Genomic DNA, 15,968 nt, shown 5'->3' on the forward strand with positions numbered 1-15,968 from the left:
AATATACTGTTCAATATGAGTTCAAAGAAAGTTCTTATATGAAACCCAAGCTCTATAGCTACTGGCGCAGCTCTGCTGCCTTTCGTGTCCGTATTGCGCTTAACCTCAAGGGCATGAGCTATGAAGTCATCCCCGTTCATTTAAGCAAAAATGGCGGTGAACAACTGGCCGATGCGTATTCCAAACAGAATCCGAATCAACTAGTACCTTTATTTGACGATGGTAAAAATACTATTCACCAGTCCATCGCCATCATCGAATATCTCAATGAGATTCAAACTAAACCACCGCTGCTACCTACATCTGCGATTGATCGTGCTTGGGTACGCGCACTCGCAATGGATATCACTAGTGATATCCATCCCATCAATAATCTACGGGTATTGCGTTACTTAGTAAAGCAACTTGGGATTAGTGGTGAAGTAAAGGATGTCTGGTATCAGCATTGGATTAAGTCTGGTCTAGCGAGTTTAGAAAAGCGCTTAAGTATTGATGTCCGAGTTGGTCGCTTTGTTTATGGCGATCAACCTGGCCTAGTAGATATTTGCTTGGTGCCACAAATCTTTAACGCTCTGAGTAGCAAAGTTGATGTCAGCCCCTACCCTAGCCTCATGAAAATTTTTGATGAGTGCATGAGGTTACCCGCCTTTATCGATGCCTCTTGGGAAAAACAAATCGATGCTGAGGGGCTAAACCCCGTTGCTACTCCACAGAAATAATGAGAGCGTGATCAAAGAACCCATGGTGGTGATTAATACTACCCGTGAGATCACGCTGCCATCGGCTTTGTAATATTGAGCCAACATAAATGGTCCTGTGCCGGTTGGTAAGGCACTTAAGATGACTATTGCATTTAGCCATAAACTGGGTAATTCCAATATGGGGCCGGCGATTACCCAAGCAATCAAGGGCTGAATGATGAGTTTTGCAAAACTAATTCCCCAGGCTTGATGAGAAGCGGCTTCACTTTTTCGCATCAAAAATAAACCGATAGATACCAAGGCGCAGGGTGTTGCGGCAGCAGCTAGGAATGCAATCACTTGAGAGAGTGGATCGTACAACTGCAAACCCGTGGTAGCCCAAACAAGCCCAGCAATCGGGGCCACTAATAAGGGATTACTACAAAGCGACTTAATGACACTCAAGACAATCTCATGCGATTTCTTATGCGACAAAATGGCAATTTCAATCAGGATGGTTGCTAAAGCAAACATTACAAAGACGAGGAATGTTGAAATAATGGCTGGTGCTAAACCATCTTGACCCAGTGCAAGAGCGCACAAAGGGATGCCCATATAACCAGTGTTCGAATAAGAAGCACTTAAACCATTAAAACTGGCTGCTGCTAAATCTCTATCTCGATACCAACTTATAAAAAGGACTAAGACAAATACCAACAAACAGCCAATTAAAAAAGCTGCAATAAAACCTGGCTGCCAAAGTGTTTCCCAGCCACTATTGGCCGCAAAGTTAAAAAGTTGTGCTGGTAGCGCTAGCCAAACTACAAAGCGATTCAGCTCTATAGAAGCACTGACCCCCAGCTTGCCCGTTCTTCCACACGCATACCCAATGAGTATGAGAAGAAATACCGGCAGGACAACATTGAAAACGTAGAGCAAGGCTTATGAAATCTTTTTAAGCATCTTGATATAACGCTGCGCATTTTGGACATATCGCTTGGCAATTTCTTCAAGGCCCGTCATTTGTTCAGCGGTGAGTGTCTTCACCGCCTTGGCCGGTGAGCCGATAATCATAGAGCCATCTGGAAACTCTTTGCCCTCAGTGACGAGCGCTCCCGCACCTACTAAGCAATGCTTACCAATTTTGGCGCCATTCAAAATGATGGCACCAATGCCAATCAAACTACCGTCACCGATATGACAGCCGTGAAGCATTACTTGATGCCCTACCGTGACATGTTTGCCAACAATGAGTTCATAACCTGGATCAGTATGCAAAACGGAAGCGTCTTGAACATTGCTACCTTCACCAATTTGAATCCGGTCGTTATCACCACGAATCACTACCTTCGGCCAAACATTTGCATGCTTGTGCAGCTCCACTTTGCCGATTACTTCAGCGCTCTCAGCAACCCAAGCACCCTCAGCTAAGTGCGGGGCATTTCCGTCTAGTTCAAATATAGCCATGACTCATTATAGGTTTGAATCAGGCTATACATAAAGGACTAGGCACCAATCATGAGCTACCAGTTTGGCTCACGATCTGGAGTAGAAGAAATGCGATGCACACTTAAATCGGCACCCTCGTACTCTTCTTCTTGTGACATACGAATACCTAGAAATAGCTTTAAGGCACCATATACAACTATGCCCCCAATCAGAGCAATCCCTACACCTAAGGCGCTTCCTATCAGTTGCCCAGTAAAAGTAATGCCGCCAATTCCGCCGAGCGCCTTGCTTCCAAAGATGCCGGCTGCAAGTCCGCCCCAGAGGCCACATAGGCCATGCAATGGCCATACACCCAGAACATCATCAATCTTCCAGCGGTTTTGCACCAAGGTGAACATGAATACAAATAATCCGCCCGCCACCAAACCAACAATCAAAGCGCCAAGGGGATGCATTAAATCAGAACCCGCACAAACTGCTACTAAACCTGCTAAAGGCCCGTTATAAGTAAAGCCAGGATCGTTGCGGCCAACTACCCATGCAGCCAAGGTGCCACCAACCATCGCCATTAAGGAATTCATTGCAACCAAGCCGCTGATCTTATCGATAGTTTGTGCGCTCATCACGTTAAATCCAAACCAACCTACTGCCAAAATCCAAGCGCCTAAAGCCAGAAACGGAATGCTAGATGGAGGATGCGCAGAGACTTGACCTTCCTTGGTATAGCGGCCACGGCGCGCTCCCAACAAAATAACAGCGGGTAAAGCAATCCACCCACCTACTGCATGTACCACTATAGATCCAGCAAAGTCATGGAACTCTTCACCAGTGAGTCCTTTGATCCATGCTTGAATGCCGTAATGCTGATTCCAGGCAATGCCTTCAAAGAAGGGATACACAAAGCCCACCAATACAAACGTGGCAATCAACTGGGGATTAAATTTAGCCCGCTCTGCAATGCCACCCGAAACAATAGCTGGAATCGCCGCAGCAAAAGTTAATAAGAAGAAAAATTTCACTAACTCATAACCATTCTTTTCGGCCAATATTTCAGCGCCTGAGAAAAAGTTCACGCCATACGCAATGCTGTAACCAATAAAAAAATAGGCAATCGTAGACACAGCAAAGTCCACTAAGATTTTGACCAAGGCATTCACTTGGTTTTTCTTACGCACAGTACCCAGCTCTAGAAATGCAAAACCTGCATGCATTGCAAGCACCATGATGGCGCCCAGCAAAATAAATAAAGCATCACTTCCTGATTTCAAGTTTTCCATGAAATTTACCCTCCTATTTTTTGCCTCATTATGGGGAATAAGCCAACCCAATAAAGTGCAACCTGCACCTAAATAGTGCATTTTGTAGAATATTTATAGTTTATGATTGAATTACACATACCCAAGGGAGAACCCATGAAGAAAGTCCTCGTAGCTTTAGCTGCTCTTGCAGCATTTTCTAGCCTTGCTCAGGCCCAAGAAACTGTCAAAGTACTAAGCACCCAAGAGCTAGCAACTACCTGCAAACTTCCTGCAAGCCCAGAATCCCGTAGCTTTTGCATTGGTTATTCAACTGCAATTTACGATACCTATTTGGTAACGCGCAATCCACAACGTGCGAAGCCTTTTATTTGCATCAAGCAACCCGCTCCTCAGCGTGATGCAGTGATTGCTGATTTTGTTAAATGGACTAGTGAAAATCCACAAACTGCTGATAAACCAGCAGCGGGTACCTTCTTGGGCTTCTTGGCAACAAAATTTCCTTGCGCCAGAAAATAATCAAAACAACTTAGCCAACTCAAAATACATTTAAAGGATTAGCTGATATGAAAAAAATTATCGCGATTACCGTAGCAACTTTAGCTATTGTAGGTTGCTCAAACATGAGCAACACTGAACAGCGCACTCTTTCAGGCGCAGGTATTGGCGCAGCAGCTGGTGCCGTTGGCACTGCAATCTTCCACGGCAATCCGATTTGGGGTGCAGTTGGTGGTGCAGCAGTTGGAGCTGCATCAGGCTACGCATATGATGCCTACAAAAAAGAGCAAGCCTCTCAATACAACTCTGGCTATAACGCTGGCAAAAACAATAAAGCAGCTACTCCACCTAACTAAGCAAACTAGCCAAGCTTCAAGTAGTAATGCAACTCCGCCCAGCTTATATTAATTTACAAGCTGGGTTTTTATTTGGATCTGTCCAGCTAGCGCTTTATGAATCGGGCACTTGTTAGCAATTTCAAGCAGGCGTTCTTTTTCTTCGGCACTGAGATTACCGATGAACTCAATAGCGCGACTGAATTTCTCAACATCATCGACACGCTCAATATCCACCGTCACAATCGCGTTCTCTAGCGCAATCGACTTGCGCGCAGAATACATTTTGAGTGTCATGCTAGTACAGGCTGCCAAAGCAGCACCAAGATACTCATGGGGAGTGGGCCCAGTCCCATTCCCACCATTAGCAGTATATGCATCAGATAAAAAATGCAAATCACCAGTACTGAGTTTTTGCTGTAAAAGACCTTCACCAAACTGGGATAATACTTTTCTCATCATTTCTCCAAGTAGATTGATTCAATCAATCATAAAAATTAGTTAATTGTTATGTGGTTTACTGATCTTCTCTGCAGTAGGTAATCCAGCCTTCTTCCAAGCACTAAACCCGCCTTCCAAATGGCAAATATTCGGCACTCCCATTCTTTGCAAAGTCTCGGTTGCTAAGGCTGAGCGCCAGGCAGATGCACAGTAAAGAATCAAGCGCTTACCCTCGCCAAAAATAGGTTTGTAATAAGGACTATCTGGATCCACCCAAAATTCCAGCATCCCCCGTGGGGCATGTAAGGCGTTAGGGATCATCCCTTCACGCTCTAATTCTCGGATATCCCGGATATCGACAAAAACAACATTGGGATCATCCAAGAGGGGCTCAGCCTTAGGTAATGGAACCGTTTCAATTTCAGCCATTGCATGCGCAATCAACTCTGCATATCCCATCTTTAATTTCATCAAAAAACTCCTAAAGTAACAATGTCTCAAGGTATTGAATCACCTGCTACCATTCTGCTATGAACTTTACCCCTATAGAACTCGGTGCGAGCATTATTTTTGCCATTGCAGTTTTGCATACTTTTTGTACTGCTTATTTTGAGGCACTCGCCAAAAAATATCCTGCCCATGAAGGCCTCTGGCATCTTTTGGGTGAGGTTGAAGTGGTCTTTGGATTTTGGGCAGCGATCTTATTTATCTATATCACCATAGTGGATGATTTGGGGACAGCAAAAACCTTTCTGGACAATCAAAACTTCACAGAACCCTTATTTGTTTTTGCCATCATGATTGTGGCTGGCAGTAAGCCCATTCTTTATATCTCTACAGAACTTTTGCATCTGTTTGCCAAGGGACTACAGTTTGTACTGCGCATTAAAAGTACTCCTGCCCTCTATTTTTTAACTTTAAGCATTACGCCATTATTAGGCTCACTGATTACCGAGCCCGCTGCAATGACTTTGGCTGCCTTTTTATTACGCGATCTGGTTTATCGCCACCAATGCTCTAAAGCCTTGCTCTTTGGAACGCTTGGCGTACTGTTCGTCAACATTTCTATTGGTGGAACCTTAACCAACTTTGCAGCTCCTCCCGTTCTAATGGTGGCCTCCACTTGGGGTTGGAGCTCAGCATTCATGTTTAGCAACTTTGGCATCGAATCCTGTATTGCAATTTTTGTAAACGCATTAGGCGCAACACTGATATTCCAAGGGCAACTCATTAATACTACCGGTAATAACAAGCCAGCCAAAATTCCATTTTTTGTCATTTTGATGCACTTGTTGTTTTTATTTGGAGTAGTGGTATTTGCCCATGACCCCCCTATTTTTATGTGGCTCCTGCTTTTTTTTATTGGATACACAATCGCTTACCCAAAACATCAAAGCCCCCTGATTCTGAAAGAAGCATTGTTGGTAGGTTTCTTCTTGGGTGGATTGGTAGTCTTGGGTGCACTACAAGGATGGTGGTTACAACCCATCCTCTCAAAAATGAGCCCTACCGCAGTCTTTTATGGCAGCCTAGCTTTGACAGCACTTACCGATAATGCTGCCCTGACCTATTTGGGCTCATTAGTTACAGGTACCTCACTAGAGTTCAAGCTCGCTTTAGTGGGAGGCGCGGTTGCTGGCGGAGGGCTTACCGTGATTGCCAATGCTCCCAATCCCGCAGGTATTGCCATCTTGCGTCAATACTTTCCAGGAGGCGCAGTATCGGCACTCTATCTACTCATAGCAGCCTTACCGCCCACACTCGTGACAATTCTGGCTTATCGACTCCTATAGACAGTAAAATCTGAGCTTCGCCCCCAGCTATAAACCTGAGAACGGCATATGAAAAAGCTCTATATCAAAACCTTCGGCTGTCAAATGAACGAGTACGACTCGGGCAAGATGGCCGACCTCCTACATGCTAATGATGGCATGATCATCACAGATAGCCCGGAAGACGCCGATGTCGTCCTTCTCAATACTTGCTCGATTCGTGAAAAAGCCGAAGATAAAGTGTTCTCCGATTTAGGGCGATTACGTGAACTCAAAAAATTGAAGCCAAATCTATTAATTGGTGTTGGTGGCTGTGTTGCCAGTCAAGAAGGTCAACAAATAGTGAGTCGCGCTCCTTATGTAGATGTGGTCTTTGGTCCACAAACATTACACCGCCTATCCGACTTGATTGCCCAAAGACGCAATACGGGCATTCCTCAGGTAGATATTTCTTTCCCAGAAATTGAAAAGTTTGATCACCTGCCTGCATCGCGCCAGACTCGCGGCTCAGCTTATGTTTCCATTATGGAAGGCTGCTCTAAATACTGTAGTTACTGCGTAGTTCCCTATACCCGAGGTGAGGAAGTTTCCAGACCTTTTGATGATGTGCTTACTGAGGTAGCTGGTCTAGCGAGCAAAGGCGTCAAAGAAATTGTGTTGCTAGGTCAAAATGTCAATGCCTATCTTGGCAAGATGGGTGATACAGAGGAAATTGCTGACTTTGCTTTGTTGATTGAATACATTGCCGACATTCCTGGGGTTGAACGCATCCGCTTTACAACAAGCCACCCAAAAGAATTTACCCAGCGCCTCATTGATGTCTATGCCAAAGTTCCTAAACTAGTCAGTCATTTGCATCTCCCTGTGCAGCATGGTTCCGACTCAATACTATCGGCTATGAAACGAGGTTACACCGCATTGGAATATAAAAGCATCATCCGCAAAATGCGTACTGTTCGGCCTAACCTCACCTTATCAAGCGATTTCATTGTGGGCTTTCCCGGAGAGACTGAGGCAGACTTTGAAAAGCTCTTGAAAATGGTTCAAGATTTAGATTTTGATAATAGTTTTTGCTTTATCTTTAGCCCTCGCCCAGGTACTCCTGCAGCCAACCTCAGTGATGACACTCCATATGAAGTTAAGTTGAAGCGACTACACATTTTATTAGATCTTATTGACGGGCAATCGAGTCAGATTAGTCAAAAAATGTTGGGCCATACAGAACGCGTCCTCATTGAAGGCCTCGCTAAAGATGGCATCAAGCTACAAGGTAGGGCCGAAAACAATCGCGTTGTTCATTTCACGGCGCCCGATCAAGATATTGAATCAATGATTGGGCAGATGGTTGATATTAGAATCACTGAGGTTCTTAAATTCACCTTGCGCGGCGAATTGGTAGAAGCCCATGCCATCTAAATTAAGCCCAAACAAACCCCTACTGAAAATTGATCTTCAGTATGCAAGCCCAAGTATTGAGGCTGCTCTGAATGCTGTTGCCTCAGCTACATTGATCAAAAAATGGGTCAAATCTGTAATTCATTGCGGTGGATTACTAACACTTCGTTTTGTTAATGCGGCAGAGGGTAAAAAATTAAATCTGGCTTTTGGAAAAAAAGAGTACGCAACAAACGTTCTGACATTTCCTTATGAATACTCAAAGAATACTTTGGTGGCCGATATTGTTTTTTGCTTGCCAGTCATGCTGAAGGAAGCAAAAGAGCAAGCCAAACCCCTTCAGGACCATTTAGCCCATTTAGTGATTCACGGCTGCCTACATGCGCAAGCTTATGATCACGAAAACAAAAAAGATGCGGAAAGAATGGAAGCCCTAGAAGTCAAAATTTTGAAAAAACTGGGATTTACCAACCCTTATTTAGCTCAATAATGACGCTGCCTAGGCTTCAATTATTAATCTGACTCATTTCTACGCTATTCTTGCCATATGCCTGACCCCAATAAATCCCTTTTAGAGCGCCTGGCTGATTTTTTAACGCCACAGCCATCTAGCCCCAATGAACGTCGCCTAGAATTAATTGCAACCCTGCGTGAAGCCCAATCTGAAGGCTTTATTGACGCAGATGCCCTTTCGATGATTGAGGGTGTATTTCAAGTAGGGCAGCTTTCTGCACGAGATATCTTGGTGCCACGTGCCCAAATTGATTGGATTGATATCAATCAACCTTTGGCAGAAGTCATTAAAAGCGTGATCGAAGCAGCTCACTCCCGCTTTCCAGTATTCGAGGGTAATAAAGATAACGTTATTGGCATCTTATTAGCTAAAGACTTACTGAGACATGCTACCGAGAAAGATTTTCAAGTTCGCGATTGGTTACGTCCAGCGGTATTTATTCCAGAATCAAAGCGCTTAAGTGTTTTACTGCGAGACTTTAAAGATAATCGCAATCACTTAGCCATTGTGGTCGATGAATATAGCGGTGTAGCAGGCATTATTACGATTGAAGATGTGCTCGAGCAAATCGTTGGTGACATTGAAGATGAGCATGATGTTGATGAAGAGGCTGACAACATCCTTTCTTTAGATAATGGCGATATTCGTGTCAAGGGCATTACCGAACTTGAGCAATTCAATGAAACTCTTGGCACTCAATTTGCAGTTGATGATATTGAGACAGTAGCTGGCCTGGTGATTCAACATTTAGGCCGAGTTCCAAAAATTGGCGAGCTGATTAAAATTGATGACATTGAATTTGAAGTGCTGCGCGCGGACCCACGGCAAATTCATATTTTGCTAGCACGTCAAATTCCAAAAACCATTAGCTGAGATTTGCTTTGCTCGATTCGCATTCCAGCAAGAAACTCCTAAGCAACCATGCGCTAGTTTTCTTAATGCTGTTTATATTGGGCATCCTAATTGCCCTTGCAGCTGAACTTCCCTTTGGTGGCTGGGTTCAGATTCCCTTATTAAGTTTGGTCTGGTGGCGCCTTAGTACTCTTGGAACTATCACCCTAAAAAAATATTTCTTATTGGGCCTCGTATTTGGCCTAGGGTACTTTGTAGTAGGCTTATGGTGGCTTTACATTAGCTTGCATGATGTGGGCGGCATGAATCCCTTGCTCTCCTGCATGGCGGTTTTTTTATTGTCTTCCTACGTTGCCCTCTATTTTTCAGTCGCATGCCTCTCTATTCGGCTTTTTAAAACCTCTTACCTATCTGGCTTACTGTTGGCATCAATCTGGGTTGTTAGCGAATACCTCAGAGGGGAATTATTTACAGGCTTTCCATGGATGGGCTTTGCTGAGTCCCAAGTGAACGGCCCATTTGCTTCCATTGCTCCTTATTTAGGGGGCTTAGCTTGCACTTTTCTAGCTGTGTATACCTCTTGGCAAATCCTACAGCTGAAGCAGCATTTTCTGCACTATGCCTCAACTTTATTATTAGTTGCATTCATTACTTTTCTTGCAAGCCTTTGGAGTTTTACAAAGCCAATTGGAGAGCCTCTTACTGTCGAATTAATTCAAGGCAATTTCCCTCAAAGCATGATTTTTCGGCCGGAGGGGGTGTTGAGACAGATTCAGTTTTACAGCACTACCATGACCCAATCCGATGCTGAACTGATTATTGCGCCAGAGACGGCGTTTTCCTGGCCTGAAAATGATTTACCAATTGGGCTCTTAGAAAGCCTGCAGCATTTTTCCAATGACACCAATAGCAACTTACTTTTTGGGGTAATTGGGCGAGACCCAAGCTCTCCTTCGGGAAGAGAATTTTCGAATCGCGCCTTAGGACTATTACCCTCTGCAGACCCTTATCGCTATGATAAAAATCATCTCGTACCCTTTGGAGAATTTATTCCGCCAGGATTCCATTGGTTTGTAAATGCCTTTAGCGTGCCATTGAGTGATTTCGCGAGAGGTGGTGCTGAGCAAGCCAACCTCATGATTCGTCGGAAAAACCAAGATCCGCTATATGCCGCTATCACCATCTGTTACGAAGATGTTTTTGGTGGTGAACTTGCTAGTCGAATTCGCAATAACGCTGAACCTACGAACTTATTAATTAATCTCACCAACCTAGCGTGGTTTGGAAAGTCACAAGCCCCCGCTCAACAGTTGAGACTTTCTCAACTACGCTCTCTAGAGACCGGCCTTCCTGCCTTACGTGCCACCAACACCGGTATCACTGCAGTCTTGGGGCCGAACGGTAAAGTTCTTGCATCGCTTCCCGAATTTACTCAGGCAACTCTGAGCGCTAAAGTACAAGGCTACTCAGGAAAAACACCTTATGTGATTTGGGGTAATTTCCCAATTTTGAGCATTTCTTGCCTCTTACTGATCTGGGGCATCATTCGTCAGCGACGTTTTTAGTCATTTTTGCTTCTTAATGCCTCTAGCCATGTAAAATCAATGGCTTAGCCAGGTTAATCATGCTTACTTTTCAGCAAATCATTCTAAAACTTCAAGAGTACTGGGACCAACAAGGTTGCGCCCTATTGCAGCCCATCGACCTTGAGGTTGGCGCTGGGACTTCCCATACCGCCACCTTCTTGCGAGCCATCGGGCCAGAGCCTTGGAAAGCAGCATATGTTCAGCCATCCCGCAGACCGAAAGATGGTCGTTATGGTGAAAACCCAAACCGCTTACAACACTACTATCAATATCAAGTGGTGCTTAAGCCTGCCCCAGAAAATATTCTTGACCTCTATCTTGGCTCTCTTACTGCATTAGGTCTTGATCTGAAAGAAAACGATGTGCGTTTTGTGGAGGATGATTGGGAGAACCCGACCTTGGGTGCCTGGGGCTTAGGTTGGGAAGTGTGGTTAAACGGCATGGAAGTTACTCAGTTCACGTACTTTCAGCAAGTGGGCGGCTTAGATTGCAAACCAGTACTTGGTGAGATTACTTACGGTATTGAGCGCTTGGCAATGTATATCCAAAATTGCTCAAACGTTTATGACTTAGTTTGGGCTGATGGGATTTCCTATGGCGATGTGTATCACCAGAACGAAGTAGAGCAATCTTGCTACAACTTTGAACACTCCAATACGGATTTACTATTTACAAACTTTGCAAATTACGAGAGTGAAGCTAAACGCCTCATGGAAGTTCCGCTTGCTCTACCGGCCTATGAAATGGTACTGAAAGCAGCGCATACCTTTAATTTACTTGATGCGCGTGGCGCTATCTCGGTAACAGAGCGAGCAGCCTACATTGGTCGCATCCGCAATCTTTCTCGCGCAGTAGCTCAAGCCTATTTTGAATCCCGTGAGAAGCTAGGCTTCCCCATGTGCCAACGTCAAGCCAAAGACTAAGCTTCGATATCGAGAACCTGGCAATTCACTTATGAGCACAACCAATTCATCCTCTCAGACAGCTACTTTATTAATTGAGGTATTTACTGAAGAGCTGCCACCTAAAACACTTCGTCGCCTAGGCGATGCCTTTAGCGAGGGAATCTTTGCGGCACTCAAAAATGCAGGCTTGACTACAGAATCCTCTCAGGCAACTGGCTTTGCCACACCCCGTCGCCTAGCAGTCCAAGTTAGCCATATTCTGGAACAAGCACCAGACTACCCGGTACGCGAAAAACTCTTACCTACCAGTATTGCCTTTGATGCTGAAGGTAAAGCAACAGCGCCTTTACTTAAAAAATTAGCTGCGCTTGGTTTTGCTGATCTTGATATCTCAACACTAGAGAAGTCAGGTGAAGGTAAGAATGAAGCGCTCTATCTCAATGTAGTTGCTAACGGTGCGATATTAGAGCAAACCGCTCAAACTGCACTTGAGCAGACGCTCAATAAATTGCCGATCGCTAAAATGATGCACTACCAAGTGCTCCAAAAAGATGGTCAGTTGGCGGAGGTGCAATTTGCTAGACCAGCCCACCGTATCGTTGCCCTGCATGGCAATCAATCCCTGAACATCAACAGCCTTGGGATTGATGCAGATAATCTCACTGAGGGACACCGCTTCTTAGCACCAGGTAATCTGACCATTAGCCATGCGGACCAATATGAAAGTGATTTAGAAACTAAAGCTAAAGTCATTCCAAGCTTTAACAAGCGCCGCGCTCTAATTGAGGCTGCCCTTCTTAAAGCGGCTGGCGCTGATTTAGTCTTAATGCCAGATAGCTTATTAGATGAAGTCACTGCCCTTGTTGAGTGGCCAGCGATTTATGAATGCCACTTTGATCAAGAATTCTTAGAAGTTCCACAAGAGTGCTTGATTCTGACAATGCAAACCAATCAAAAATACTTTGCATTGACCGACAAGCAAGGTAAGCTGCGCAATCGTTTTCTGATTGTGTCTAATATTGCATCGAATAAACCGGATGCCATCATTTCTGGTAATGAACGCGTCATACGCCCCCGCCTTTCGGATGCGCGCTTCTTCTTTCAACAAGATCAAAAACGTCCATTAGCTTCGCGCGTTACTGATCTGGGTAAAGTGGTTTATCACAATCAACTAGGAAACCAATTAGAGCGAACCAAACGTGTTCAAGCTATTGCGGTTGGTATTGCAAAAAAACTCAATGCCGATGAAAAGCTAGCTAGTCGTGCCGCTGAAATTGCAAAGACGGATTTGTTAACCGATATGGTTGGCGAGTTCCCAGAACTTCAAGGCATCATGGGGCGCTACTATGCAATTCATGATGGCGAGCATGCTGAAGTGGCTGCGGCTTGTAGTGAGCACTATATGCCGCGCTTTGCTGGCGACTCTTTGCCACAAACCCAGAGCGGTACTATTTTGGCTATTGCTGATAAGCTTGAAACCCTTGTTGGTATTTGGGGTGTTGGGCTTGCGCCCACTGGCGATAAAGACCCCTATGCCTTACGACGTCATGCACTTGGCATTTGCCGCTTACTCCTGGAAAAAAATCTTTCTTTGAGCGTGCCAGAGTTAATTTCGTTAGCTCGCGCGCAATTCCCACAAAAAGAGGTTCAGGAAAATGCAATAGCTATAGATATCTATGAGTTCATCATTGACCGCCTGCGAGCCTATTTGCGTGACCAGTCTGTAGCAGGTAAGTCGTTTACTAGCGCTGAAATTGATGCTGTTCTCAGTCAATCTCCGGCGCAGGTTAATGACATCATTGAGCGCTTAACGGCTGTTCGTGAATTTAATGCACTTGCCGAGGCTGCCCAATTGGCTGCTGCAAATAAACGCATTAGCAATATTCTGAAGAAAACCACTACGGCTATTCCATCCTCATGCTCTAAAAAGTTATTGCAAATTCCAGCTGAAGCCACATTGCATCAAGCTTTAGAAGCGATCACCCCCGCATTAACTGCTGCTTATGAAAAGCGCCAATTTGTAGAGCTCTTAAAAGTCCTCGTTGCCTTAAGCGCACCAATTGATCAGTTCTTTGCTGATGTCATGGTGATGGATCCCAATCCAGAGCTTCGGGATAATCGCCTAGCCCTCTTGCAACAACTTCACCAGAAAATGAATCTCGTTGCCGACCTCGGCAAATTAGCATGAGCAACCGCTCTTCCAAGTTAATCATTCTTGATCGCGATGGTGTGATCAACGAAGACCGAGACGACTACGTGAAATCTGTAGATGAGTGGGTTCCTCTTCCCGGTAGCTTAGAGGCGATTGCCCTTTTAAACCAGGCGGGCTATCAAATTGCCATTGCCACTAATCAATCCGGCTTATCTAGAGGCTATTTCACCATCAACGATTTGCATGCAATGCATAACAAAATGGAACAATTACTGAAACCATTGGGCGGTCATATTGATAGCATCTTCTTTTGCCCACATCTTGACTCTCATGGCTGTGACTGTCGTAAACCTGCTCCAGGCCTAATGAAAGAAATTGCCTTACGTTACAAAAAGGCTGACAGCACACAGCCACTTTTAGGCGTGCCTATTGTTGGCGATTCCTTACGTGATCTTCAGGCTGGAATAGTTCTCGGAGCTTCACCCCATTTAGTGCTTACAGGTAAGGGTCAGAAGACCCTAGAAAATGGTGGCTTACCTGAAGGCACTCAAATACACGCTGATCTCATGGCTTTTACAAATAGCTTATTAGCAAGCAAGGTTTAGAAAGTCCATGATCTATATCCGCTCAACCCTGTTTACCCTATTTTTACTGGTCTTCACGCCTATTTGGTCAGTACTGTGCCTGTTGGCGTTTCCTTTTCTAAGTCCTGAAAATCGCTACCGCTTTATTGGCCTATGGAACAAAATAGTCATTTGGCTGCTATGGCATTTGTGCGGAATTCGTTATGAAATTCGCGGCATGGAGCATATGCGAGCGGTTCTTGACCAAGCTGTCATCATCCTAAGCAAGCATCAATCTGCTTATGAAACGATTGCTTATATAGCCTTATTGCCTAAGCAGCTTTGCTTTGTCTTTAAGCGGGAGTTACTGTGGATTCCATTCTTTGGGTGGGCTTTGGCATTGCTCAAAATGATTCATATCAATCGCGCTAATAAGCAAACAGCCGCACTATCAGTAGTTAGTCAAGGCCGCAAACGCCTGAGTGAAGGCAAATGGATTATGTTATTTCCCGAAGGCACCAGAACTCCTAGGGGCTCTACCAAACCTTACCGCAAAGGCGGAGCTCGCCTTGCTAGCGCTACTGGCGCACTAGTGATTCCGATTGCGCATAACGCAGGTAGTGTTTGGCCTAAGAATAGTTTCTTGAAGTATCCCGGCACTGTAATCTTATCGATTGGACCTCCCATTACCTCCACAGGCAAGTCTGGGGAGGATCTTCAGCAAGAAGTAGAGGGTTGGATCGAAGCTGAAATGCGGGTGATCGATCCTAGCGCCTACTAATCTAAAGCAAATTAAGCGGCTAACACCTTAGCCCATTCGATGTAGCGTTCTACTGAAATATCTTGAGCTCTTGCTTTTAATTCGTGCTCAGTGAGTTTTAATCTCTCTGAAAACGCCTGTAAATTAGTCCGCAACATTTTTCTTCTTTGCGAGAAGGCAGCCGCGACTACTTTTTCGAGAGAACTCCACTGGGCATCACTCAAATTAAAATCTCGATGAGGAATCATGCGAACTACCGCAGAGTTCACCTTAGGTTTAGGTTCAAAAGCTTCTGGGGGTACCTCAAGAACAAGCTCCATCTCGTAGCGGGCTTGAAGCATCACTGAAAGCCTACTGAAATCAGAGCTACCTGCTTTTGCGACCATGCGCTCTACCACTTCTGCCTGCAACATAAATACTTGCTCATCGATCGATTTTGCTGCAGCAACCAGATGAAACAATAGTGGTGAAGAGATGTTGTAAGGTAAATTACCCACAACCTTACAGAAACCTTTTCGATCAGATTTATGTTGTGCCCATTCTAAGAAATCAAATTGAAGTGCATCACCCTCAATGACAGTTAAGCCTGCGAGATTTTGCTGCTTCCAATAAGCTACCAAGTCACGATCAATTTCTAAAAGATCAAGTTGGTCCAGGTTTCTTAATAAGGGTCTAGTTAAGGCTCCGAGGCCCGGACCAATCTCCATCACCCGCATATCAGCACTTGGGTTGATGAATGAGACGATAGAGTAAATAATGCCTTCATCTTGCAGAAAATTCTGGCCAAATCGTTTACGTGCTCGATGCATT

The 15,968-nt window shown here is 44.8% G+C and carries 18 protein-coding genes; 12 read left to right on the plus strand and 6 right to left on the minus strand.

All coding sequences use genetic code 11. The features are described 5' to 3' along the window. The first annotated feature begins 38 nt into the window (after positions 1-38). On the plus strand, positions 39-719 hold the full coding sequence (gene maiA, locus ICN45_RS05375; RefSeq protein WP_216174133.1) for a maleylacetoacetate isomerase: 681 nt from the start codon (positions 39-41) through the stop codon (positions 717-719). Here the strand turns inward: maiA and ICN45_RS05380 are convergent. The 3 genes from ICN45_RS05380 to ICN45_RS05390 are packed head-to-tail and all read right to left on the minus strand — an operon-like array spanning position 690 to position 3,406. Next, positions 690-1,619 (minus strand): AEC family transporter, encoded by a 930-nt coding sequence (locus ICN45_RS05380; RefSeq protein ID WP_216174136.1) that lies wholly within the window; start codon positions 1,617-1,619, stop codon positions 690-692. The genes maiA and ICN45_RS05380 overlap by 30 nt on opposite strands. Before the next feature lie 3 nt (positions 1,620-1,622). Continuing rightward, positions 1,623-2,147 (minus strand): gamma carbonic anhydrase family protein, encoded by a 525-nt coding sequence (locus ICN45_RS05385; protein WP_216174139.1) that lies wholly within the window; start codon positions 2,145-2,147, stop codon positions 1,623-1,625. Between the two features lie 56 nt (positions 2,148-2,203). Continuing rightward, positions 2,204-3,406 carry an ammonium transporter gene (locus tag ICN45_RS05390; protein ID WP_216174142.1) on the minus strand — a complete coding sequence of 401 codons (1,203 nt, stop codon included), beginning with the start codon at positions 3,404-3,406 and terminating at the stop codon, positions 2,204-2,206. A gap of 135 nt (positions 3,407-3,541) precedes the next feature. On the opposite strand from ICN45_RS05390, the gene ICN45_RS05395 reads away from it, so the two are divergent. After that, on the plus strand, positions 3,542-3,904 hold the full coding sequence (locus ICN45_RS05395) for a Rap1a/Tai family immunity protein (RefSeq protein WP_216174145.1): 363 nt from the start codon (positions 3,542-3,544) through the stop codon (positions 3,902-3,904). A 47-nt stretch (positions 3,905-3,951) separates the two neighbouring features. Next, positions 3,952-4,239, plus strand: coding sequence for a YMGG-like glycine zipper-containing protein (locus tag ICN45_RS05400; RefSeq protein WP_216174148.1), 288 nt, complete (start codon positions 3,952-3,954; stop codon positions 4,237-4,239). 48 nt (positions 4,240-4,287) lie between these two features. Here ICN45_RS05400 and ICN45_RS05405 read toward each other — a convergent pair whose 3' ends face one another. Both ICN45_RS05405 and ICN45_RS05410 read right to left on the minus strand, forming a co-directional pair. Further along, positions 4,288-4,677, minus strand: a complete 390-nt coding sequence (locus ICN45_RS05405; RefSeq protein ID WP_216174151.1) for an OsmC family protein — start codon at positions 4,675-4,677, stop codon at positions 4,288-4,290. Between the two features lie 42 nt (positions 4,678-4,719). Continuing rightward, positions 4,720-5,130, minus strand: a complete 411-nt coding sequence (locus ICN45_RS05410; protein WP_216174153.1) for a rhodanese-like domain-containing protein — start codon at positions 5,128-5,130, stop codon at positions 4,720-4,722. A gap of 59 nt (positions 5,131-5,189) precedes the next feature. Here ICN45_RS05410 and ICN45_RS05415 point away from each other — a divergent pair, with 59 nt between their 5' ends. The 9 genes from ICN45_RS05415 to ICN45_RS05455 are packed head-to-tail and all read left to right on the plus strand — an operon-like array spanning position 5,190 to position 15,179. Then, positions 5,190-6,452 (plus strand): putative Na+/H+ antiporter, encoded by a 1,263-nt coding sequence (locus tag ICN45_RS05415; RefSeq protein WP_216174156.1) that lies wholly within the window; start codon positions 5,190-5,192, stop codon positions 6,450-6,452. A 48-nt stretch (positions 6,453-6,500) separates the two neighbouring features. After that, entirely contained in the window at positions 6,501-7,847 is a 1,347-nt protein-coding gene (gene miaB / locus ICN45_RS05420) for a tRNA (N6-isopentenyl adenosine(37)-C2)-methylthiotransferase MiaB (protein ID WP_216174159.1), read from the plus strand. Next, complete coding sequence (gene ybeY, locus ICN45_RS05425) at positions 7,837-8,316, plus strand: rRNA maturation RNase YbeY (protein WP_216174162.1); 480 nt, start codon at positions 7,837-7,839, stop codon at positions 8,314-8,316. Before miaB ends, ybeY begins: the two co-directional genes overlap by 11 nt. Before the next feature lie 57 nt (positions 8,317-8,373). After that, positions 8,374-9,213 carry a CorC family transporter gene (locus ICN45_RS05430; RefSeq protein WP_216174165.1) on the plus strand — a complete coding sequence of 280 codons (840 nt, stop codon included), beginning with the start codon at positions 8,374-8,376 and terminating at the stop codon, positions 9,211-9,213. 8 nt (positions 9,214-9,221) lie between these two features. Continuing rightward, the gene (lnt, locus tag ICN45_RS05435) at positions 9,222-10,757 is read left to right on the plus strand and encodes an apolipoprotein N-acyltransferase (protein ID WP_255531101.1); all 1,536 of its coding nucleotides are present in this window, start codon (positions 9,222-9,224) and stop codon (positions 10,755-10,757) included. Positions 10,758-10,816: 59 nt separating this feature from the next. Next, entirely contained in the window at positions 10,817-11,701 is an 885-nt protein-coding gene (gene glyQ, locus ICN45_RS05440; RefSeq protein ID WP_216174168.1) for a glycine--tRNA ligase subunit alpha, read from the plus strand. Positions 11,702-11,732: 31 nt separating this feature from the next. Further along, entirely contained in the window at positions 11,733-13,871 is a 2,139-nt protein-coding gene (gene glyS, locus ICN45_RS05445) for a glycine--tRNA ligase subunit beta (protein ID WP_216174171.1), read from the plus strand. Beyond that, positions 13,868-14,440, plus strand: coding sequence for a D-glycero-beta-D-manno-heptose 1,7-bisphosphate 7-phosphatase (gene gmhB, locus ICN45_RS05450; protein WP_216174173.1), 573 nt, complete (start codon positions 13,868-13,870; stop codon positions 14,438-14,440). Before glyS ends, gmhB begins: the two co-directional genes overlap by 4 nt. Positions 14,441-14,447: 7 nt before the next feature. Continuing rightward, complete coding sequence (locus tag ICN45_RS05455) at positions 14,448-15,179, plus strand: lysophospholipid acyltransferase family protein (RefSeq protein ID WP_216174176.1); 732 nt, start codon at positions 14,448-14,450, stop codon at positions 15,177-15,179. Between the two features lie 11 nt (positions 15,180-15,190). Here ICN45_RS05455 and rsmA read toward each other — a convergent pair whose 3' ends face one another. Next, positions 15,191-15,967, minus strand: coding sequence for a 16S rRNA (adenine(1518)-N(6)/adenine(1519)-N(6))-dimethyltransferase RsmA (gene rsmA, locus ICN45_RS05460; protein WP_216174179.1), 777 nt, complete (start codon positions 15,965-15,967; stop codon positions 15,191-15,193). Between the last annotated feature and the right edge of the window lies 1 nt (position 15,968).

The sequence above is a fragment of the Polynucleobacter alcilacus genome (assembly GCF_018881545.1).
Classification (GTDB): domain Bacteria; phylum Pseudomonadota; class Gammaproteobacteria; order Burkholderiales; family Burkholderiaceae; genus Polynucleobacter; species Polynucleobacter alcilacus.